The organism is Mesorhizobium sp. WSM4808 (assembly GCF_055811675.1).
Genome location: NZ_JBVVQX010000028.1, coordinates 12338 through 34774 on the forward strand (window position 1 = coordinate 12338; position 22437 = coordinate 34774).

At 58.6% G+C, this 22437-nt stretch carries 18 protein-coding genes; 14 read left to right on the forward strand and 4 right to left on the reverse strand.

Annotated elements, in window-relative coordinates; all coding sequences use genetic code 11:
* Positions 1–303: 303 nt before the first annotated feature.
* Positions 304–1377 carry a site-specific integrase gene (locus tag AC0L2U_RS31280; RefSeq protein WP_473603253.1) on the reverse strand — a complete coding sequence of 358 codons (1074 nt, stop codon included), beginning with the start codon at positions 1375–1377 and terminating at the stop codon, positions 304–306.
* On the opposite strand from AC0L2U_RS31280, the gene AC0L2U_RS31285 reads away from it, so the two are divergent.
* From AC0L2U_RS31285 to AC0L2U_RS31310, 6 genes are all read left to right on the forward strand, one after another.
* The gene (locus AC0L2U_RS31285) at positions 1348–1584 is read left to right on the forward strand and encodes a hypothetical protein (RefSeq protein WP_473603257.1); all 237 of its coding nucleotides are present in this window, start codon (positions 1348–1350) and stop codon (positions 1582–1584) included. The genes AC0L2U_RS31280 and AC0L2U_RS31285 overlap by 30 nt on opposite strands.
* A 98-nt stretch (positions 1585–1682) precedes the next feature.
* On the forward strand, positions 1683–2717 hold the full coding sequence (locus AC0L2U_RS31290) for a DUF1403 family protein (protein ID WP_473603254.1): 1035 nt from the start codon (positions 1683–1685) through the stop codon (positions 2715–2717).
* A gap of 5 nt (positions 2718–2722) precedes the next feature.
* On the forward strand, positions 2723–3448 hold the full coding sequence (scpB, locus tag AC0L2U_RS31295) for an SMC-Scp complex subunit ScpB (RefSeq protein ID WP_473603234.1): 726 nt from the start codon (positions 2723–2725) through the stop codon (positions 3446–3448).
* A gap of 469 nt (positions 3449–3917) precedes the next feature.
* Positions 3918–4025 (forward strand): helix-turn-helix domain-containing protein, encoded by a 108-nt coding sequence (locus tag AC0L2U_RS31300; protein WP_473603255.1) that lies wholly within the window; start codon positions 3918–3920, stop codon positions 4023–4025.
* A gap of 91 nt (positions 4026–4116) precedes the next feature.
* The gene (locus AC0L2U_RS31305) at positions 4117–6219 is read left to right on the forward strand and encodes an ATP-binding protein (RefSeq protein WP_473603235.1); all 2103 of its coding nucleotides are present in this window, start codon (positions 4117–4119) and stop codon (positions 6217–6219) included.
* 78 nt (positions 6220–6297) lie between these two features.
* Positions 6298–7014 carry a hypothetical protein gene (locus AC0L2U_RS31310; protein WP_473603236.1) on the forward strand — a complete coding sequence of 239 codons (717 nt, stop codon included), beginning with the start codon at positions 6298–6300 and terminating at the stop codon, positions 7012–7014.
* Between the two features lie 7 nt (positions 7015–7021).
* On the opposite strand, the gene AC0L2U_RS31315 is transcribed toward AC0L2U_RS31310, so the two are convergent.
* A complete protein-coding gene (locus AC0L2U_RS31315) occupies positions 7022–8320 on the reverse strand; it encodes a hypothetical protein (protein ID WP_473603237.1) in 1299 nt (432 codons plus the stop codon).
* 127 nt (positions 8321–8447) lie between these two features.
* On the opposite strand from AC0L2U_RS31315, the gene AC0L2U_RS31320 reads away from it, so the two are divergent.
* From AC0L2U_RS31320 to AC0L2U_RS31340, 5 genes are read left to right on the forward strand one after another with little or no spacing between them, the layout of a single operon-like run.
* Positions 8448–8744, forward strand: coding sequence for a hypothetical protein (locus AC0L2U_RS31320; RefSeq protein WP_292696638.1), 297 nt, complete (start codon positions 8448–8450; stop codon positions 8742–8744).
* On the forward strand, positions 8734–9324 hold the full coding sequence (locus AC0L2U_RS31325; RefSeq protein ID WP_473603238.1) for a type II toxin-antitoxin system VapC family toxin: 591 nt from the start codon (positions 8734–8736) through the stop codon (positions 9322–9324). The genes AC0L2U_RS31320 and AC0L2U_RS31325 overlap by 11 nt, the downstream gene beginning before the upstream one ends.
* Positions 9321–10700, forward strand: a complete 1380-nt coding sequence (locus AC0L2U_RS31330; RefSeq protein WP_473603239.1) for a hypothetical protein — start codon at positions 9321–9323, stop codon at positions 10698–10700. Before AC0L2U_RS31325 ends, AC0L2U_RS31330 begins: the two co-directional genes overlap by 4 nt.
* Positions 10690–12351, forward strand: a complete 1662-nt coding sequence (locus AC0L2U_RS31335) for an AAA family ATPase (RefSeq protein WP_473603240.1) — start codon at positions 10690–10692, stop codon at positions 12349–12351. Before AC0L2U_RS31330 ends, AC0L2U_RS31335 begins: the two co-directional genes overlap by 11 nt.
* A complete protein-coding gene (locus AC0L2U_RS31340; RefSeq protein ID WP_473603241.1) occupies positions 12348–13199 on the forward strand; it encodes an HNH endonuclease in 852 nt (283 codons plus the stop codon). Before AC0L2U_RS31335 ends, AC0L2U_RS31340 begins: the two co-directional genes overlap by 4 nt.
* Positions 13200–13835: 636 nt before the next feature.
* On the opposite strand, the gene AC0L2U_RS31345 is transcribed toward AC0L2U_RS31340, so the two are convergent.
* Both AC0L2U_RS31345 and AC0L2U_RS31350 read right to left on the reverse strand, forming a co-directional pair.
* Positions 13836–16439: a DEAD/DEAH box helicase gene (locus tag AC0L2U_RS31345; RefSeq protein WP_473603242.1), complete on the reverse strand. Its 2604-nt coding sequence runs from the start codon at positions 16437–16439 to the stop codon at positions 13836–13838.
* Positions 16436–17524, reverse strand: a complete 1089-nt coding sequence (locus tag AC0L2U_RS31350) for a HamA C-terminal domain-containing protein (RefSeq protein ID WP_473603243.1) — start codon at positions 17522–17524, stop codon at positions 16436–16438. Before AC0L2U_RS31350 ends, AC0L2U_RS31345 begins: the two co-directional genes overlap by 4 nt.
* 222 nt (positions 17525–17746) lie before the next feature.
* On the opposite strand from AC0L2U_RS31350, the gene AC0L2U_RS31355 reads away from it, so the two are divergent.
* The 3 genes from AC0L2U_RS31355 to AC0L2U_RS31365 are packed head-to-tail and all read left to right on the forward strand — an operon-like array spanning position 17747 to position 22257.
* A complete protein-coding gene (locus AC0L2U_RS31355) occupies positions 17747–18955 on the forward strand; it encodes a DUF2235 domain-containing protein (RefSeq protein WP_473603245.1) in 1209 nt (402 codons plus the stop codon).
* Between the two features lie 48 nt (positions 18956–19003).
* Complete coding sequence (locus AC0L2U_RS31360; protein ID WP_473603246.1) at positions 19004–20938, forward strand: gluzincin family metallopeptidase; 1935 nt, start codon at positions 19004–19006, stop codon at positions 20936–20938.
* Positions 20920–22257, forward strand: a complete 1338-nt coding sequence (locus AC0L2U_RS31365) for a ComEC/Rec2 family competence protein (protein WP_473603247.1) — start codon at positions 20920–20922, stop codon at positions 22255–22257. Before AC0L2U_RS31360 ends, AC0L2U_RS31365 begins: the two co-directional genes overlap by 19 nt.
* The last annotated feature ends 180 nt before the right edge of the window (positions 22258–22437 follow it).

Below are 22437 nucleotides of genomic sequence, written 5' to 3' on the forward strand. Positions count from 1 at the left end.
GGCTGATTTGCGCCGCAAAAACAATCACTATCGATAAGAGGTCATTATCGATAGTTAGCTTTGTCCCCGGGCTCATCGCCTGTGACGGAAGTGAATTGTAATGTAGCTTCCGTTGCGCGAATCGGCTACAACAACATCAATGGCTTACCAATTCGCCAATCTGCCTCTGAAGGCCCTGCTCGGACCGCTCGCCCGCGCCGATGTCGGTTTTACTTCCCGATTTCAATTGAAGCGCTAAGGTGAAAACCCCACGTTCCTGAGCCCCTATGCAGAGGCCGAAAGCGGGGGAGGGGAGGGGGCTTTCTACAGCCCCGACGCCTTTGTGAGATTGACGCGAAAGCGGTCCCGCCGCCGCTGATACTTTCGGGTCATCTCGGCGCTCGAGTGGCCGAGCTGCTTCTGAACATAACGTTCGTCGACCTCGGCCGAGGACGCCAGGCCGGCGCGCAGCGAATGACCGGCAAATTTTTGTTCCCGTTCGCCTTCCGAAAGATCGCCACGGACGCCGGCGGCCAGGGCGGCGCGCTTGACGAGCCGGGCGACCTCCTGGTCGTTGAGCCGCTCGGCGCCGACTTTTTTGCCTTGGCCTGTGACGCGCCGGAACAGCGGCCCGTGGCCGATGCGGCCGAGCTTCAGCCAGGTCTCGAGGGCAACGACGGGGCAGGTGGCATCCGAAGAACCGCGGCCGATCTCGACCTCGCGCCAGCCGGTCTTGCCACGCAACGTCACCAGCACGCCCTTGTCCGGGAAGAATTCGATCCAGCCGGAAGAATCCTCGGTCTGGTCGCGGCCGACGTCCAACCCCACGATCTCGGAACGGCGCAGGCCCCCGGCAAATCCCAAGAGCAGCATGGCCCGGTCCCGCAGGCCGCGCAGGGTGCCGCGGTCAAGCGTTTCCAGCATGGCGATCAGGTCTTCGGGCAAAATGGCCTCCTTTTGCCGGGGCGGGGAGGCGTGCTTGTTGCGGATGCCGGCCATGACGGTGGCGATATGGCGGTCTTTTCGGTCCAGCGGCTGGCCGCGCTGCGCAAAATTCCAGGACAGGGAGGAAAGCCGGCGCTCGATCGTGCTCACGGCATTCGGTTTTTTGTCCCCTGTCACTCTTCCGGACGCACAGGCGGTGATGTAGAGGCCAACGGTCTGCGGGTCGGGCGGCAGCACTTCGAGATGCTGCCGACGCGCCCAGGCGCAAAAATGCTTCCAGTCGGCGGCATAGGCGCGGCGGGTGTTGGCGGACCTCGCCGCCTCGACATATTTTCGCGCGTGATCTGCAAGTTTTTCCAGATGCGCCGGAAGGCCCGATGCGGGCTCTGGCGCGGATGCCGGCAGGGGAGGGGAGGGCGGTGCATGCCCGGGCTCGTCGCCGGCACGGCCCATTTCCAGGACGAGATCAACGATGTCGGGCAGCTCGCTGTCGAGACAGTCGTCGGCGCCAGGCGCCGCGGGCCCGGCCGACGGCCGCGCGGGCGAAACGTCGTCTTCGGCCCCCGTGCTGTGGGACGGTCCGGAAGCTCGCTCGGGGTGATTTTTGGGCTTCTGCTCGACGAAAATGGCCATTTCTCATGTAGAGAACAAAACGAATGATAATGCAACATTATCATTCGTTTTACACTGCCGACAGGTACAGCGCTTTTTGCCTATTTCCGTTGCCAAAAGCGCCGCCATGATTCATCGTGTTGTGGATGATTCTGCGCCCCACACTCGCCCTTCGCCACCATGGCACGCCAGCTGGCGTTGCCACAGCCGCCTCGTTGGCGTCTGTGCCGAGCTGGCTGCGCCGCGCGGTTCTAGCCGCGCAAAGCCTTACCAGCCAGAGCATTGAAGATGTGGCGATCACTACAGGCGCCGCCATCGGCGCGCTCGATGCGGTGGTTCGCCAGCAGGAGCGGTGGGCCGGCGCCTGGCGGCAGCGGCTGGCGCTTGTCGCTGCTGCGGTAACGGCAAAGCAGGCCGGCCGCGTCGAGGACGAAAGCGCGCTGCGCGATTCATTTGTCCTCGCCCGACCAGGCGATATTTTGTCGGGGTCTACGACCCTCGGCCCCGCCGGATCGATGCTGCTGGCTTGGCGCCGGCTGGCCGGCACGCCTGTGGAGAAACTGCTGACCGAGGCGAGCATCGGCGCGGCGCTGGATGACCTCGGTCTGCGCCGCGACGACGACGCAGTCGGCGAACTGGCAGATGATCTTCGACAGCTTTCCGCGGGCATCGGAATGGTCGGCATGCTGATCGGCGCGTTCACGGCCGCCGAAAGGTATGGCTTCGCACGAGCCTTTGGATGCTGGCTCGCGGACGCCCTGCTGGCGCAACGGCTGGGTTGGGCCCACGCTGTGCCGCTGCTGGGCGCCGAGTCAGCCTTGGGGACAAGCGCCCGCCCGCGTCGATCGGCAGCCAGCTTTGTGGCGACAGGCGCTGAGACAAATCCTGAGCGTGCGAAGGGCCTGCTGGCCGCGCAGGCGCGCGCCGCGCTGCGCGCGATTGATCTTTCCGCCGAGCTCGAGCGCCGCGCCGACCGGCTGCTTGCCGTTGCCCCAAAGCTCAGGGCCAAGGCAGCGGACTTCGTCGTTGAAAAGCTGCTGTCCGACGACGCGATCGTGGCATCGGAAAAGATCGCTGGCATGAGTGATCGTGGTTTGCGCCGCTTGTTCGACCGGCTGGTCGATTTCGGCGCCGTCCGCGAGCTGTCCGGTCGGCCGACCTTCCGCATCTACGGGCTGTAACGATCATGGCGGAGGCAGTGCGCAGGCGAGGAGGGAGCCGGTCAGATGAGCGTCGATCAGGCGAACGGCGATCGGCTGACCAGCTGTTTGACCGGGAGCTGGATCACCTGCCGCCGGAAACGCGCTGGCGCGAATGGATGCATCGGGTCGAAGCAACGATTTTTGCGGCCAGCGAGCCGGTCGACCGCGAAACGCTCGCCCGCATCGTCGGGAAAAGCTGCAGCATTGATCTTCTCATCGACGACATCCGCGAGGAGCTGCGCGGTCGACCCTATGACCTGGTTTCCGTCGCCGGCGGCTGGAAACATTTGACCCGGCCGGTCTATGCCGACGCCATCCGCGCCGCGGTCGGCAGCAATGAAAAGCCGTCCGACCTGTCGCAGCCCGAAGTGTTGGTGCTGATGTGCATCGCTTACTTCCAGCCCATCACGCGTGGAGAACTGTCGTCATTTTTTGGCAAGGAGGTTTCGCGTGACCTGATCGGCCATTTACGCGGCGCAAACTTGATCGCCTCCGGGCCGCGCAGCCCGACGCCCGGTGCGCCCTACACCTATGTCACGACGAAAGAATTCCTGCTGGAGTTCGGCCTCGACACTCTGCGCGATCTCCCGGACTTCGAGGCGCTCGAGGATGCCGGGTTGCTGTCGAAGGAGAAGCTGCTGGCGGGCGACATCATGCCAGGGTTTGCCGATGACCGCGATCCTGGCGCTAGCGCCGTAGGGGACAAATAGTCCCCGCGTCAAGACAGGAGGGGCCGCCGTCAATCCGTCAGGCTTGTGTAATTCCAACGTTGTGGTGTGGCTTTGACGTGATTCGATCGGCGACGCGCAGATAGGCCGTCAGCACGTCGGCGGCAGTCGGCGAAGCGAGCAATTAATTCATCATGGCCGCTCGCTGCCAGGATCACTCGGCGCCGTTGCGAGTGTGGGTGCTGTCGGTCCCTGTGGACCTGCGATGCGATACTTCCCAAAAGGGCGTGGGCTAGACCTGTTCGGCCGTGAGTATCCACCAAGACCACATCGATGCGGGTCATCGACCACGATGCGAACCAGGTCTCCTCCGTCGCCACAGCGGGATCGGTCATCCGGCTCGTCGATTTTTCCTCGATGCCAGATCCGCGACAGAAGATAGCGGCTTGCGGAAGCTTGTCCCGCTTCAGCAGGCGCGTCTACAGATGGAACGAAAGCGTTGTCGCGGCCAGTGGTGTCCGCGACTATGGTGTCGACGATGGCGAAGGTGACCCAACGTGGCGTGCTCAATTTTATTGCCGATTTTGGGGTGCGGGAGATGACCGGGAGAGGACAGTAACGAGCATGGGCAATTATCTAAACCCTCACTCGTTTGACGATAGACCGAGAAATACTCGTCGCGTAAAGTTGCATTCAGTGGGGGATAATAAATGCCATCGTTGAAGACAAATCTCGTCAAAAGAATTGATCGGCTTCCCAAGCCGACCAACGCTGCAGACGCCATGCAACCGCTTTTCGAAGCGGTCAGTAATTCGATTCACAGCACACAGGACCGGTTCAAGGAAAACGTCGCAACCAAAGGGAAAATCATTGTCACCCTCACCATGGCGCGCCGACAGGCGCCTGCAAAGATTGTGGTCGAAGACAATGGCGTGGGGCTCGACGGCAGAAATTATGACGCTTTTACTACGACCGATACGGATAATAAGATTGCCCGCGGAGGCAAGGGCGTAGGGCGGCTATTGTGGCTGGATTGCTTCGAAGCGATCAGCGTGTCCAGTACTTCGGTAGAAAATGGCGATCCGAAGCGCCGGAAGTTTCGCTTTGTCCTATCGCAATCCGACCAAATTCAAGACTACGAAGAGGGCAAAGCCGATGCTAAGGCACCTGACACCGGGGTGATTGTTGAGTTTGATGGGCTCCGTGACAATGGTTATCGCGCCAAATTCCCCGGTCGCCCAGCCTACGTCTTTCAGCATTTCACGTCGCATTTCTTGCCGACCTTCATCGGGTCGCGCTCGCCTCGCATCACCGTGCACTGCGGTGACGAAACCCGCCACTTTCCGGATGAGATCAATTCGATCATCCATCGCCGGGAAACCATCGAGAACATTCCAACTGCTGACTATGGGCCGCTCACACTCACGTTGATGGAGTGCGATAAGGTTGCGAGCGCGGATCTGCAGGGGTCGCACTTCGTCCATTTCATAGCGCACGACCGCACAGTTCATTCGCAAAAGATCGACGGCAAGCTGGGCCTAAAGTACTTTGGGGTGAACGAGGACCGAGTCTTTCACGGCGTTCTCACCGGCAAATTTCTGGACGACAACGTCAATCAGGAACGCACGAAATTCCAGTTTGAGGATGCGGTCCTCGATCGCATCGTAAGCGACGTCTGCACACCACATATCGAGAAGTTTTTGGCAGAACCGTTGCTAGCGCTGCGCCAGGATCAGCGAACCAGGGTCAAGGCAATTACGGAATCCTACCCATCTGTTGCATTCGGCGACGTCGATGAACTGCAAGAAAAGCTCCCTTCGGGGGAGCTAAACGATGATGCGATCTTCGGACATCTGTCGCGTGAGCGCTATCGCCGGGATCAGCGCCAAGCGGAGAAAATTCGCGCGGTGCTGGAGCGATTGAAGGAGCCGTCCGTCGATGTCAATTCGTTTGCGAGCGCAATCGAGGCCGCCGGCAAGGCAATCGAAGAGGCGGAGCAGAAGAGTCTCACCGAGTACATCGTTCGCCGAAAGGTCGTGCTCGATTTCATCGAGATACTGCTGGAGAAGGTCCGCGACGATACGCGTGACAGCAGCTATCAGCGCGAAGACATTTTGCACTCGTTCATCTGTCCTCTGCGGGTCAACACCCTAGCCGATGGCGCCAGAAAGGTAATGCCGGCGGCGTCGCACGACCTCTGGATCATCGATGAGCGATTGACCTTCGCCCAGTATTTCAGCTCGGATGAGGAATTCCAAAATCTCTCTGATGCAGTCGCTAGCGACGAGCGGCCGGATGTTCTGATTTTCGATCACGTACACGGCCTGCGCCAGACCGAGGATCCCTCGCGCGTGCTGCTCGTTGAGTTCAAGCGGCCGGGACGAACCAACTATGCCGCGGACGAGAACCCCCAGCATCAGGTCGAGCGCTATGTGCGCCGGCTGCTTGAAGGGGGGAAGCTTGACGTCAAGGGGCGCCCCATAAAGCTGAAGGAGGACACGGTTTTCTATTGCTTCATAGTTGCTGACATCGTGGGCAAAATGGACGACTGGACCTATTCATGGGACCGCACTGCCGACGGGAGAGGGCGCTACTATCAGCCCCGTTCGGGTTTTAAAGGGTCGATCGAGCTCATCGGGTGGGACACACTCCTCACTGACGCCAGAGAGCGGAATCAGGCATTCTTCGATCGCGCCGGCATTTCTGGAAAGAGCTTCTTTGTGGAGACGCAGGAAGCATCCCATCAGCGTCTTCGGGCCGAGGACGAAGACGCTGCAGACGCGATCTCACTAGCAGACGCGGCAACGGTTTGATCGTCGTCTCTCCACCGTGCTGCCAGATAGCTCGAGTCCGATGAACGCTGCGGGATTTTGTGTTTGAGGGGAGACAAGATGGGCTTGATGAATCTCAGTGACCGCGAGAAGCAGGCTATTAGAGCCATCGACAGCGGGGCGCTTCACGACCTGGTTGACCAGGGCATCAGGGCAGAGCAACTCGGAAAACTCAGCGGTCTACCACTTTACAACTGCGGAGAATACGTGGCCGCCAACCTCCGGTACTTCGATCAAGCGCTTGCGGCATACAGGATCGCGAAATCGGCGAAGAAGCGGGAAGAGACGCTATATTCTGCTCACAAAGCCGGCAGTGATTTGACTTTTGCGTTCGGCCAGATGAGGCAGCGCTTGGAGGTCGAGGAACGCGAGAGCCAATTGTTCTTCATTTACGATCCGACGACGCCTCCATTTCATCTGACCCAGGACATGCAAGTTCGTGTCAGCTACAGGTGGCGTCGAACGATCGAAGATGAGTGGACTACCGGTTCCATCATCTTCAAACACAAGGTCCGGCCCCATTTCGACTACCGTGCACTCGCTAAGCCTAAGCCTAAGCGCAAGCCGAGCGCCAGGAAGCTTGGCGAGGTCCGTGAGAACGACCTGCGGCGCGAATGGGAGCGCCTCGAGCAGCTGGCTCATTGGTCGGTGCGCGACTATTTCCGGGCGGGTCATGACGGGGCGGGTATCCCCGGTGAGTTTGAGGTCAGGCTCGGTGACGGCGACCACCTGAACAATTTCAGCGCTGATTTCTGGGGGCGCAAATCCAACACTTGAAGCCAAGTCAGCTCTCCATAGCCTTCTCCGCCGCGAATTTTCCGGCTGTCCAGGTGCTGTGAACGAGCCAATCTTCGGCCAGAAAGAACTCCCCACCCAGCACCTTAGCCCCCTCGGTCACGAGCCGCCGCTTCATGGCATCCTCGCCGACAATCGCCACCCTGGCGTTCGAATATGGTGCTGCATCTGGAACGGGATGCGGGTATTTTATCACCCATTTGAATTGCCCGTCCGGGTAGGCGCTTTGGATCTGGTCGCGACGGGCCGAGGGGCTTCGGGAAAAGCCGACCTTAATGATGGTGCGACCATCAACGTCGGCGCGTGAACGCCCGAGATAGGCCGATGTATCGCCGCTGAGTTCCAATACGTAAAGGTGCTTGGGACCATCGGTTTCGCCAACCCAGTACGGTTCGGTTGCGGGTGGGATCGCCCGACTTGGCGACAAAGCGGACTCAAGGGTCTGGATCGTGCCGTTGACGCGGTTCTCTTGGCCATACACGGGTACCTTATAGACATCGAGTTGCAGGAGATGCTCGGCTTCAACCGGGTCAACCTGGACACCACTAGATCCGATGTATTCGGCGTGCGCGCTCGCGTACGCGGTTGGAAACAACTGTTCGACAGGTTTCCAATTCTCCTGGACGATCCGCCATGCGCGGGTCGCCTGCACAGCGAACAGCCATTTGCCTCTTGAGGCAAGGTCCATTTCCTTCTTGGCCCAGCGGTCGCCGGCGATGAACTGACTGGCATCGCCGGCGTTGTGCGAAATCTCGAGGAGGCCCACGACCTTACCCCGCATCTCCTCTGGCCCTTTGCCCTTGGTGACGTAGATCGCCACCAATGTACTGGGGCTGGACAGTCTCAGATAGCGGTTGCGCTTGGCCTCGTCGGCAAAGCCGATGCAACCCCAACTCGCGGGGTCAAATCCCCAAAATGAGGTCAGCCAAAGATCCCGGCCGCTCGGAAGTCTGTCGACGTCAGGAGCCAAGTCTGGAATCGAAGGCCAGTCGAACGCGAACACCTCACGTTGTGCGGCCTCGATGTCGATATCGCCCAAGGCTCCTCGGATATACGCCATGGCGTCAGGCGCCGGATGCCTCTCACCGCGCTTGACTAAAACCGTCGTGAGCGCCGGCAGTCCGCGATCACGCAACGCGTGGAGCACGACCTCCAGGTTCTTGCCCAGACCGCGACCTGTCGGATGGTTCCAACCGACGGCCTCCCCCACCTGCTGATACGTCGCACGCGTTTGCCGCATCGCTTTTTCCGCAAGGAAACGCGCAATTTCGGTTTGCATGGAATCCATCGATCTCCCCAATCGATCACTATTATACGTCTGCTTCAGCTGCCTGACGTCCCGAAAGGCAAGCGGCCACTAAGCCTTGCTTAAGCGTTCAACGCAATCTATATTCTGTTCAACACAGGAGGTTTTGATGGCTGCGCAGACACGGACGGCTGCAGAGAGCGAAGCAACGGTCGCATCGACCCGCAATAAGCTTATACTGGAGCAAGCGAAAGCCGCCGGCCTCCTCGGCGCCGCAAAGAATACCCGTCTTTCGGGGCGGGTGCCCTCGGAGTTGATCGAAGCGGCCAAGAAGCGCGCCCATGTCACCTCGGACACGGAACTGTTGGAACTGGCGCTGTCGCGCCTGGCCCTCGAAGATGACTTTGGCGCCCGTCTGGTCGGACGTAAGGGCAGCATCCCGGCGGACGTAGATCTTGGGGTTTGATCTTTCCGAAACCCTCCGATCGCTCAAGCCGCAAAAGTACACCGGAACGCTGAAGCGTAGAGCCGACGACGATCTCCCATGGATTGCCGACGAACCCGCGGTCGGGGGCCCGCTATTTCTGGATACGAGCGTCTATCTGGATGTCTTGCAGGGACGATCGCCGGTGGAAGTCGATACGCTGCTTACCTATCGTCGATGCCACCATTCCGCGGTCTGCCTGTCTGAGCTGACCCATGCCTTTGGTCGGCTCGACCCAAAGCACGCCTCTACAAAAGCTGTCCTTGAGACGATTGAAGCCACGATAGAGGACATTCCGGACCACCGACTTCATGCGCCGGACGATGCGATCTGGGGACAAGCCGGAGTTTTGGCCGGTCTGCTCTTCCGGCTGAGCAATCTGCCCAAGGGGGAGGGGCACGAGCGCCGCTTCGTTAATGATGCCCTCGTGTTCCTGCAGGCGCGTCAGTTGGGTGCGAGTGTGCTGACTGGCAACGTCCGTGATTTTGATTTCCTCACTCAGATTCTGCCGACCGGACGGATCATCCTTTATCGAGCTCCGCCGGGACCGCAGCCATCATGAACGTCACGGTCGGCCCTCCTGTCGATATTCTCCACGAACTGGAACAGCTAGCCTGGACGCCGGCGACTGACGTCAATCACCTGCAAAACACGCCGGCGTTTCTGCGTTTTGTCGAGCTGTATAAAACTCGATACCCCCACATTAGATTTGGCTCCATGTTGCGGTTTTCGCTTGCCTCGGCGCTCCGGCAGCTCGGCTTGGCCTGTCTAGTCGGTGGCCGGGGATCCGGTTTGGCGGCGAGTGCAACCGAGATTGCGGACCGGCTCGACCAGGCAGTGAAGAGCACCGCGTCGAGGCGGCTGCACCTTTGCCCGCTCGATCTGGCAGCACACCTTCCGGCGATCTCTTTCGGCCCAAACCAGGTCCGGCGCTTTTCTGCCGCCGAGCTTGACCAGCTTTTCGATGTTTTGCTTCTTCACCGCGCGAACGAAAAGTGGTCGTTCGATAGCGGACGTTTCTCGCAGTTCAACTGGCTCGTGGTCAGCGAGCAGGTTCCGCACGACGACATGGGTCCGGAGGGCAGAAAACTGCCCGGTCTGTTCATGGATCTTGGTCAGGATTTCGGACGGATCGAACCGTACAAGACAGGCTTGTCACCAGCGGTCGAAGCTGCCCTTTTCGGTCTTCTCACCATCCCGTGGGAGCGAATTGGCAGCTTAAGGGAGATGGAGTGGCGAGGGTTTGGAGTTCCGTGGGTTTACACTCTCGATTCCGATGTCTTTGCTCGCCGGGTTCCGCCACCGTCTCCGGACAGCCTGAGCTGGGAGCCAGCGGGGTACATCGATGCCAAGGGTGACGAGCATGAGTACGAAAGGCCGATCACGTATCCGCTAGACGAGGGCAGCGACGATGAAATTGCTTGGCTGAACGACAGCGCCTGGAGTGACATTATATCCGCGCGCCAGACGACACTATTTGATCGTCCCGTTGCGCACTTCTTCATTCGTGGCTTCCAGTCAGACGGGGTGGATGAATTCCTGGCGCATATTTCGACGATCGAGGCGGCGCTCGGCCTACCTCTGGATCATGATCAACGCGCTCGGAAAAAGATCAAGGGAAAGAAACAAGGCGCGACGCACCGTGTCGTGCTGCGCATTGCCGGGTTGCTCGGCGACTGGGCGTCCGGTGATGCCTATTCCAAGCTTTTCGGACTCAGGAGCGACTTCCTGCACGGCAAGCAGATGGCGGACATTTCCGGGAACGATAGACGGCGTGCTCGAGAACTCGCGCGGGAGGTAGTGTGCGCGCTGATTGGCGTCGGTTCGTCAGACCCGAACGTGAACCGCGAAGAACTCCTTGGCATGTTACTGGATAGGGGAAGCCAGCTAAGCGAGCAAGGCCGACTGCCCGAAAGTGAGGCTGCCGATGTCCATTAGCGTCCTGCCCCCAAGCCGACAGGGCGTGCAGAGCTTTGCTACAAAGTTCGCCTTGCAGCAGGACAGATGGAACGACTATTCCTTCATGACGCTGTATCACCTCTACTATCAGGTAGAGGGAAAACCCTCGACTTTGATCGGGCCGGTCAAGATTCTGAGGCGGGGCCAAACCACCCAAGACGGAATCCTCATCACCCAAGCATTCGACCGGCTTCCGGCTGACTTCGGCTCTGTCGGCAACTCACTCGACTATTACCAGCGGCTCAATGAGATTGCCGGGGAGGATCGAGACGAAATTCTGGCCTCGTTGAACGACATCGTTGCAAACCCCCAGCTAGAGCCCTTGTTCAATCAGGAGGAAGGCTGGCGTGTATCCTTGTTCCGCGACAATCCGGAACCCGAGGGGTTCCTCGCTGATGCCAGGCAGATTTATTCTCGCAACGCCAGCGAGGTGCCGGACGTCCATTTATCGTTCACCTTCCAGCCAGCTGGGTGGGCGGCTCCGATCCAACTCTATTTCGATGCTCCCAGCCCGCTATTTTATTTCGGTCCATCGCGCGAAATTGGTCCCAGCAAGCGCAAGGTCTTGCTTCCACGGCGAGCAATGGTGCTGATCGGACGCAACGGATCGGGCAAAAGTACTCTCCTGTCACGCATTGCGCGGGTTGCTTTCGCCTCACCATCGGACAGAACGTGGCCCCAGCTAACCGCGGTCGGCGTGTTCGATCCACCGTCAATCGGCTTTATGCGTATAATCGCGGTTTCTTATAGTGCGTTCGAGAACTTTTCGGTGCCGGGATTGTATGAGACTGAGCTAGAGCAGATCGCATCGGACATGGAGAGGGGAGGCGGTCGCTACGTCTACGCCGGCCTCCGCGACGTCGTTGCCGAAGTGCGAGAGCAATTGTCATCCGCGAGGTCCAACCCGACGGATGTGGACGAAAGAACTGTGTTGGCTACCGAGGATCGGCGACCGAGCACGAAATTGAAGTCGCTTGATCAACTCGCCGACGAGTTTGTTCGCCTCATCGGGCAGATTGCGGAGCATGGAGACGATGCGCTGTTCGATGCTGCGCTTGCCCCTGTGCTCGCCGACGCGTCGTTTGCCGATGTAGCGGGGACGGATCGGCAGGCTCTTTTTGGTGCCGATCCCCGATCAAGCTTTCTAGGATGGAGTACAGGCCACAAGATCACGCTGCATGCGATCGCGTCCTTGGTCGCACATACGACGAGAAAATCCCTGGTGCTCTTCGATGAGCCTGAGACACACCTTCATCCCCCGCTCATCGCAGCGGCCATGCACGCCTTGAGATTGGTACTTGAGGAAAAGAACGCGTTTGCAATCGTCGCAACGCACTCACCTGTTATCCTGCAGGAGACATTGGCACAGCATGTGAGGGTGATCAGGCGGATTGGTTCGGGGTTTGAGGTTTTCGTCCCGGCAAAAGAGACGTTTGGCGAAAATGTGGGCACCCTGACCCACGATATTTTTGGTCTGACCTCAGCTGCGACGGATTTCCATGAGGTCCTTGATCTTCTCATTCAGGCGCACAACACGGTCGAGGAGGTGAATCAGCATTTTCCGCCCGGCCTTAGCGGGCAGGCGCTCGCCTACGTTCTTAGCGGCCTCGCTCAGAAGGCTCGCCAGTGAGGATTCTGCCGTGTCCTTCTCGCGACGAAGCTCAAGCCTACCTCGTGCGCGCCATCGAGACCTATGTTCACGCGGGTATTCCAAGGGGCTATTCTGCCACCGAAGCTGAAATCGAAAGCGTGCTCGCAATCTACGACTCGTATGACGCAAGTTTGGGGGCTCCTGCGGAAGCTCTAAAGGGCGCCGGGCTCCTGCAGCAGTTTCGCGACGCAATCTATAGCGGGTACGACTTCACCCAAGTGGGCGGCAAGCTTGCGTCAGTTCGAGCGTCGCTAATGGCGGGAGTTGAGCTGTGCCCTATATGTGGCATCGCACCGCCGCGCCAACTGGACCACCATCTTCCGCGATCGGACTACCATCCGTTGGCTGTTTATCCCCGCAACCTGGTGCCCCTGTGCCAGGAGTGTAATCAGTCGAAGAGCAAATCGGCTGCCGAAGAGCCGGCACAGCAGTTTTTTCATCCCTATTTGGAAGCCATCCCGGATACGCCGTTCTTGCGAGCTGGCGTCGCAATTGAAGGGGGTGGCCTGGTTGCTACGTTTGACATTGATCCAGACGCCCCAATCGAAGCTCTTGTCAGTTCTCGCCTTTCATATGTCTTGCAACGCCTGAAACTCAACGAACGCTACGCGCGGGAGATCAATATCTATCTCACGAGTCAGGCGACCGCGGTTAGAATCCTGTTTGATAGTGCTGGCGCTGAGGGTGTCCGCAACTATCTTCTTGCACAGGCAGATGTGGAGAGCCGAGAGTTTCACCTCAATCACTGGCGGCCCGTTCTGCTCCGAGCACTTGCAGCCCATGTCGGGTTCTGCGGTGGGGAATTTGCAGACGTATTGCCAGCTTGATCCAAACAGTTCGCTTTTCGATCATGTCCGGCTTCCCGCGACGGCTGACCAGATCAGTTAGCTCACGTGCCACCCGGCGATCGGAGATCGGAGATCGGAGATCGGAGATCGAGCGAACACTTCGGCTTCTGTCGGCCGCAACGGCGAGGTCGGAGCGTGGCGCTTCTCTACCGTCCGACTGGAACGACTTGGTGGTGTAAGATCAACGGGCGCAGTTCACCTCTCCTGTGATAGGTCTCTCGGCAATTGCTGTCATGCGGCCGATTGGAAGATTGCTTCATCTCGCCCGGCGCATCCATGCCTAGGTCCGCGAGACGCGCTCGGATTGCTGCCGTGATCGCAGCGAATGCCGAAGCGAAGTTGCCATCAAATACGTATCCGAGCATACCGCCATGCTTGACACGCTTCCCATACTGGCCCCGTATGAATCGCATCATTCCCCGGGTGACTGCCAACTTTAAGCCACACCTTCCCTCATAGGCACAGGAGCCGCCCCGGCACTTCTTGACGGGTGGCCCAGACAGGCGCCGGTGGCGGTAAGCGTCGAATTCCAATACGCCCGTTTCTGGCCTCTGCAATGAGACCGCCAGGCAAGTTGGATGAGGGCTGACAAGGCCTTTGGCCAAATAAGGCCGCCTAAGCGAAATTCTCCAATTCTATCAGCCCCAAGCTGAGCATCTCGTCGACGATCACCGAACTGATTTGGAGTTGAGTCACGTCTAGTTTGCGCAACCAGTCCCGCGCGTGCTGGACGCTCAAATCGGAGTTTGGGAAATGAGGCTCAAGCGCAGCGGCAGCGATCCGCGAAAGTCCAAGTTCCATGAAAGACCAACCAGACCTCGTACATACACCGAGCTCAAGCGCCAGTGAGAAGTCAAAGATTTCTTTGATCCGCGCTTCGAATCCGCAGTGCCGCAATGCCAGGACATCAATGTAGGCTTTACCGAGTTGCACATACTGGAAGCGGATGACGTCCTCAATGAGGTCGAATTCCTTACGGATCACATCATTGATGTCGATCGGTTTCGGCCGACGTTTGCGTGACTTCGGATTCGATGCAATTTCATCCTCATAGGCCTTGATCTTTTTCGCAAGGGATCGCTCTTCGCGCCGGATAGCGTCGGCAAGAAGAACGGGGTAGGGCGTGCCCTGCATCCATTTGACCGCGACGCCGGCGACCAATGCGGGGAACCTGCTGGCGGACAGATTCACCAGCCTCTGTGCACGCATGAAAATCGACTCATACGCTTTACGCGCCGGCAGATAGTCGTGCGGGTTGACTGGGATCAATCCGTCGATTTCGCCGGCTACGATCTTGCTGACCAATTCATTGAACAGGCGCTTCAACCCGAAAGGATCTACGGTCCAGTTTGTGGACAGCAGCGTCGCGGGCAGGCCGATCCCATCGCTCGCAGCTTGGGCCGCGACGACTAGGGCGTCGCGATCTTTTGCCGCGAACGAGGACAGGGATCGTGACGCAAAAAGAGCCACGTCGCCTCTGGCGGCTCTTGCTATGAGCAGGCCCGCAGCCGCACGAACCTTCCCCGCCACCTCATCGCCAGGTACCATCCTTGGCAGTTCGCCGGCCAGGGCTTGTAATATGGCGGATCCATGGTCGGCGGCGGCCTTTCCGAATGCAGGTTCGATCCGGTAGCCGACGAAGCTGTTCATCGGCTTATCCGGCCACTCGTCGTAGTCAACGAGAAAAACATTTCCAACGATGTCCGCCTTCATCCGACCTGCGCGTCCCGCAAAATTCCACAGCGCTGCCGGATCCAGCCGCGAGTTAGTTCCCCGTGTGGGGGTGTCGATGAAGACGTTGCGGGCGGGAAGGTTGACGCCTTGAAAGAGGGTCGTGGTACATGCAAGGAACTTCAGCGCGCCGGACTTGAAGGCACCCTCAATAGACTCCCGCAGCAGCGTCGGCATCTTGCCGTAGTGAAAAGCTACGCCGCGCCGGACCAAGGCTGCGAGAGCATATCGGGGATGGATGTGCTTTTCAATGAACTGCGCCAAATCTTCGAGCACTTTATCGCCGCTTTCTCGGCAATCCTGGTGTAGCTGTAGGGCTACCGTTTCGGCGTCCTTGGGTCCCGTCGCGTACACCAGAGAACCGCCGGTGCGTCCGAGCTCCAGCGCGACCGCCGCGAGGCGACTGGCCGGGTGGTCGAACCCTCGTTCGCTCTGAACCACGCCTAGCGACGTCGAGCCAAGAGCGGTCAGGAGGCGCAGAGCGAGGGTCCTCGGCTCGGCCGCCCGGCTGACCAGGATACGGTTTTGTATGACTGATGGCAGAAGTGAAACAGACGCTTCCAGTCCCTTCAGGCCAATGGAGTCGGCGACGGTGTCGAAACCCTCCGCCCCGGGCGCCAACAAGACTAGGCGAGTGTTCGGCCGTCGAGCAATCGCCTGTTCGAGGCATTCCTGCAGGATCATCCCTCGGGCACCGTCCGAAAAATTCTGCGCCTCATCAACGATCACCAAGTCGAAATCTATAGCCGAGACCGCCAGCAGAACTTGCAATCTTTCCTGGGTCAGCACGAATATCTGACGCTCGGGGGCCGCCGGGTCGATCGTTGGCACCGTCGAAACGCGAACGCCGACTTCATCTCTTAGTCGGCGCTGGATCGAGGCATAGACCTCCGAGAGGAGCGCGCGCGTGGGTGCGACATAAACCGCCCGGAAGATCGCCAACCGTTCTGCGCTCCTGCAGAGGTGCTCGATCACTAGAAAGGACTTACCGGCCGAAGTCGGAGCGGAAATAGCCAGCGCAGCTGCCTGGCCAAGCCGATCCCAAGCGCGTTTCTGGAAATCGGTAAGAGCAATTCGCTCGCTGCCGACGTCGATGCCATTCACCTCTCGTGAGATTGCCGCCCGCAAGGCCTGCCGAATCGTGCCGCCTGACTCATGCTGGACTTCCGCGTACGTTAGGGCGGGGAAATTGCCGAGATCGGTCAAAAGGCGAAGGCTGGCGTCTACTGGAATGTCGTCGCGACCAACTAGAAGGGCACCCAGGGAGATCGCCTGTGCAAGCGCCCGAAGGGTCTCGTCGTCGGTCTGGGCGAACACGCCGGCGCAGTACATCAGGCGCAGTATATCCTGCCGATCCATCCCGATGCGGCGCGACTCGATTGTGCGGGGGAGAGTGGCAAAGGCGGCTTCCGCCTGAAGGCGGTCGAAGTCGAATCGGAAGGCCTCGTGGGTCTCAAGCCGACGGGAAAGGTCCAGGGCGAAGGTCATGCAACAGTGCTCTCGACCGGCGCCACGAGGTCTAGCTCCTCCCCCGACTCGGACGCGCTGTCCTCCTCATCTTCAGGCGCGGCTGGAATATCTTCGCTAGGAGGCTCCACTCCCATCGCCTGGTAAAAGGCCTTGCGCAGGACATTGACGTCGGGAACCGCCACAAGGAACAGGAGGCTCTTTGCGGTGTCAGCTCCTGACGCCTTGATATGTTTGTTCGCTGCGCTGCGATGCCGTTTGTGATCCGTTCGGTAGAGGCCCGCGAAATGTTCCTCGTGCGCGTTCACGGGACCATCGGAGACGGGTAATTTGGAATTAAACCGGCGGTCGGAATAGCAGATCACTCCGACAGAACGTTCGCGCCTCGGCAGATCGGGTTTGCCGACGATGTCGAAGAAATCGAGCGCCGATTCCCGGGCCGCGCCTTCCAGAGAGTCCAAGTGCCCAAGGTCCGATACCAGTTCATATTCGCGAAGGTACTGTTTCCGGTTGGCGAGAAATCCCGCGGCGGATTTGGCATAGTCCTTAAGGCCAGCGTTGGCGCTCCCCGCCAGCTTCGATTCCGGAAAAAAGATTGTCAGGGCATCGCCTTCAAATGCGGCGTGGATTCCGTCTAGGCCGTGAACCGGCATGTTGGCGGAGGTTTTGAGCGCCATTTTTGCCGCGACCTGTGCCGCTGAAAGATGGTGCTGAACGACGCAATAGGCGAGCACCTCGCCTAGTTCACTTGCGCGCGACGGGCTGGTTGCATTGAAGGTGATGAAGACGTCTCGCACGGCCTGATGCACCCGGGCAATCAGTGTGAAATCCTTCTCGATCGCCGCCGTGTACTCAAGCCGCCGCTTTCGCGGCAGAGCGTAGTACATGCATTGGCCCCACAGAAACTCCGCAAGGGCATCGACCTGCGGTTCGTCTTCCTTGAATCGCACATGGAGCAGTGCAGTCCGTGGCCCGTCGCCCTCGCATGGCGCGTCGTGCGCGACGGCGCAGGCGACGTGCGCGCCTAACTTCGATGGATTGAGGAGGCTAGAGATTGCCTTTTGGATGTCCATGCCGGTGTTGCTGTCCAGGAAATAACTTTGCACGCAGTGATTCGGATTACAGAATCCTAGAGGAGTGCAACAATTATCGCACTTCTATTCGCGGTGTGCTTTCGACCTGAGGGTCTGTATTCGCAGGAAATGCGAGCCCCAAACGGAGTTTAAACTGCTTCGGGGAGGGCCCGGCACGAAAAACCGTGCTAGATGGAAGAAGTTCAAAGTCGTCCAGTTTAGTCTAGATACATCAGTGGGGGAGCGTAAGACAAGGTGGGGAAAAACATTGTCGTCTGCTGCGACGGTACGGGCAACCAGATCGAGCGCAATCTCTCGAACGTTTTGAAACTGTTCCGCATTCTGAAGAAGAATGAGGAACAGCGCGTCTATTACGACGCTGGCGTAGGCACGATCGGCACCAGCAACGCGTGGGCCCGTTGGCGGCAAAACACCAAATCGGTGTTTGAACTGGCCACGGGATATGGGCTCGACACTGAAATCGCGGGTGCCTACGCATTCATCTGCCAGCACTACGTCGAAGGGGACGCAATTTTCCTCTTTGGCTTCAGCCGCGGTGCCTACACAGTCCGCGCCGTTGGGGGCCTGATCCACATGATCGGCCTGCTGCAGCCAGATCAGCTTAACATCCTTCGATATGCTGTAAGCTCCTATAAGCAGGCCAGCGACGAGAACGACCTAAACGTCGCCTGGCACTTCTCCAAAGTCTCTGGAGCCCGAGACGCTCGTATCAAATTTCTTGGTGTCTGGGATACGGTTGCGTCGGTCATCGTGCCGCGAAAGGACCGACTTCTGCCGCAGCTCCAGACACTGCCACATACAAGGACCAACCCGAGCGTCGAGGTCTTTCGCCACGCGATTGCGATCGATGAGCATCGTCGCATGTTCCGACTGAACCGGTGGGTCGAACCACAGCCGTTTGTCGAAGATCCTTTCGACAAAACTGCGCCAGCAAAAGAACAAGATATCAAGCAAGTCTGGTTCGCCGGGTGTCATTCGGATGTTGGGAGTGGCTATCCTGAAGAGGACGGCGCTATCTCTAAGTTTCCGCTCGACTGGATGATTGATGAAGCCACCGCGTTTGGATTGCAGATCAATTCTCGGATGCGGGAGCGCCTCGTCTTCGGAACAGGGGAGAGCGAGGGGAAGATGAACTTCGTCGGCCCGAATCCACTTGGGGCCGTGCACGATTCAGTGACGTGGGGCTGGAAGCCGCTCGAGTGGATTCCAAAATCGGTCAAATTGCGTGAATGGAAGCGAAAATCCGCCCTCGGTTTCTATATTCCGCAGGCCGAGCCTCGCATGATCGAGAAACAGGAGCCGCGGCCGTTTGTTCATCAGTCGGTTCTGGATCGGAAGGCAGCCATCTTGGGATATAAGCCAGAGAATTTTCCAACGGCGTTCGATGTCGAGCCTTATGGTGACCTGATGAAAGATCGCCTGGCAAAAGAAGCCGGCAGTTAGGGCAGAGAGTCGTAACGCCTCCAAGTTCACGATTGCAGGGGGATGCAGGTGGCGAAAAAGAGCAGTCCCGTTAAGAAGGGTGAAAAGGCTGTGGCGGTGGCCCTGTCACCTGCAGAGACGCGAGACGTCTACGCTTCTCGACGGTTCCTGGATGGGGCGACGCAGAAGAAGCTCGGCCTCAAGGTCCGCTTCGACACATATTACAAGGATCCCCTTGTTGCGAAGAAGAATCCCGGCCTGGAAATCGATGACGATTTTTATGTGCCTTGGGAGCCACGCATTGGCGATGGCCCCACAAGTGCAAGGTTCGCTATTGTCGATTACGACAGCACCACAAATACGTTGGAAGATCCGGCCAAATGGAGCGTCGGCGAGAAGGTTTTTCTCGATCCGAAGGGGCACAGGATCGATCGAGCGTTAAAAGAAACCGCTCACTTCCGCCAGGTCAGCACTTGGGCAATTCTGCAAAGCACACTTGATTTCTTCGAGAGCCCAAGCGGCCTCGGCCGGCGCATCTCCTGGGCGTTCGAAGGCAATCGGCTTCTGGTCACGCCGAATGCCGGTTACGGCGCAAATGCCTATTATGATCGCCAGAGCAAGTCGCTCCAGTTCTACTATTTTGACGACGACAGCGGTCAGCGAATTCACACCTGCCTATCCAGCGATATCGTCAATCACGAGTTCGGCCATGCCCTGCTGGATGGGATTCGCCCATACTACTTGGAGGCGGTCTCACCACAGACAGGTGCCTTTCACGAATTCCTTGGGGACTTGACCGCAATCTTGATGACGCTGCGGAACAATTCGTTCCGTAAGGAGCTTGCGGCCAGGACCAAGGGCCACTTGAAGACGAAATCCGGTGACGAACTCATCGCATCTGTCGCCACAGAGTTCGGCAACGCCGTGTCAGGACAACCATATCTTCGTAGCGCGGCTAACGAGCATTTGCTGGGCGAATACAAGGATGAGATTGAACCTCACGCGCTCTCGGAGGTGATGACCGGAGCCATGTTCGACATCTTCGTTGCGTTGACCGAGCAATATCTCAAACGAGAGCGCAGCGGCGGGGAGACACACACTCCAGCTCAATCGCTACAATATGCGGTCGCCCAGATGCAGATAATTGCCATCCAGGCGCTTGATCTTTTGCCGCCAGTCGAGGTTACGTTCAACGACTACGCGCGCGCTGTCATGCGCAACCTCGCGATCGCAAACCCAACTGATCCCAACAACTATCGCGAGATGATCGCGGACATTTTCGTCCATCGCGAGATCATGACCGCGGAGGAGAGGACCGACCTGCTGGCGCGCGCGCCCTTGTACGATCGGATGCCAGGAACAATTACGCACGATCCGGAGCTCATCGGGAGTTCGCGTGCCGCAGCCTACCGGTATCTCGATGACAACCGCGACAAGCTGTTCGTTCCCGACCATGTCGACATTATCGTCGATGAGGTCTTCACCTCCGAGAAGATGGTCGGTCCAGGTCTCTTCCAGCCCAAACAGATCATCCTCCAATATCTGTGGCGCGAGGACTTGGCGTTAGCGGGCACGCAGTTTGGCTCTTTTAGTGGCAAGACGACCAGCTTGCTCTGTGGCGGGACAATGGTCTTCGACGTCAATGGCAGCCTGCTTTATTGGGCGCGCAAGCCAGGCAGCGAACCCTTTGCCACCGCAAGCGTGGCGATAGAGAAGGTGAAATCGCGCAAAAAACTCTTTGGCACTGAGCAGGTCGCCTTAGCTGAAGTCGAGGCTGGCAAGCAGCGCAGGCAGGATTATCTCGACGCACTTGCCAGACGCATCGAGGAGGGGATGGTTGGTGAGGAACTAGCGGGCCCCGAAGGTCTCGTTGGAAGCCTTACGCCGCCGCTGATCGCGCGCGAAGTTGACGGCTCGGTTCGGTTTGAGCTCTCGCCGCACTTTCATGTTTATGATGACGATGATTCCAGCCTGGGAGCGCTTAGATGGCAAATGAGCTCCTGATCCGCCTTTATGACGTCGGTCTGGGCGACTGCATCTATGTTCGCATCCCCGGCAAAACCGACAAGAAGGAAGATGCATTCCATATGCTGATCGACTGCGGCACCTGGAGCGAAGGGAAGCTTCTTGTCGCGGCGATGAAACAGCTCGAGACCGAATTGCCAAACACACAGGATGGAAAAAAGCGGCTTGATCTTGTCGTTGTCACGCATGAGCACAAGGATCACATAGCGGGCTTCGATCCCAAGCTGTTCGAGAACATGAAGGTAGGCGCGGTTTGGATGAACTGTGCAATGAATCCCAAACATCCGCAGGCGGGAAAGACCCGCAAGATTAGAGGGGTCGCTGAGCAGGCCATGCGGGGACTAGCAGCACTTGGCCCCACTCTCAGCCCTCGCGCAAGCGAGCTCTTGTCAGTTTTCCAGATCGACAACAAAGGCGCCATGCAGACGTTGCGCAAAACGTTGCTCGATGGCGAAGAGCCGACCTACGTGCAAGCAGGCGAAACCAATGAAACGCATGGCATTGCACTCAATAAAGCGAAGATCAACATCCTGGGGCCGGAGGCTGATTTCGATCGTTTTTATCTCGGCGCAACCGCTCAGCGTACCTTGAAGGGCGTGCTGGGAGCGGCCGCGTTCGACGCGGAAAAAGAGTTTGATGCGACAGCAGAAGCCCAAGAGCCACCTTCGCCTCGCAATATCAGTCCCGCCTCTTTTCGCGCCCTTCGCGCCCGCATGCAGTCGAACGCTTTGGCATTCGCCGAACTGGACGGCACGCTGAAAAACAACTCCAGCATCGTTCTGCTGATCGAATGGAACAAGAAGCGCTTGCTGTTTGTCGGTGACGCTGAATGGAACGGCGACTTCAAAGAGAGCAAGATGAACGGCTCGTGGAATGTGATGTGGAACGAGCGCCGAGATCTGCTCGGCAAAGCCGTCGATTTCCTCAAAATCGGCCATCATGGCAGTGAAAACAGTACACCCTGGGATATGGGCAAAGGAAAGCCGAGCGAGGCGACTGCGATCCTGGATGCAATCCTGCCGGTGCCGGCGGCCGGCCAGCAGTCGAAAGCAATGGCGGTTGTGTCGACCGAACGTGGGAAATATCGCACGATTCCGCGAGGGCTGCTGATGACTGAAATAGCGCGGCGCGTTGGCGATACCCGAATCTACAAGCCTGACCTCAAAGATTTCAAACCGAAAGATCCAGCGGATTTTGAAGCCTATGAGCGGGAATGGCTCGACAGAGCCCAGCCTCTGCGCACCGACTTCGAACGAATCAGGGAAGGAAAGGGCTTTATCGACGTGGTGTTGAGCTAACCGCTCGAGTTGGCATCCAGACGAAACAACCTACAGGAGGGCGTAGCGTTGAAGGTAGGTGCTTATCAACCCCGTCGCCCCAAGGGAAGGGGAGGTCATCCACGCGAATTGTTGGAAGATCCGCACCTAGCGCGGAGATCCACACATGAATAGCTCCCGACCGGCAACAGGTTTGTCGGA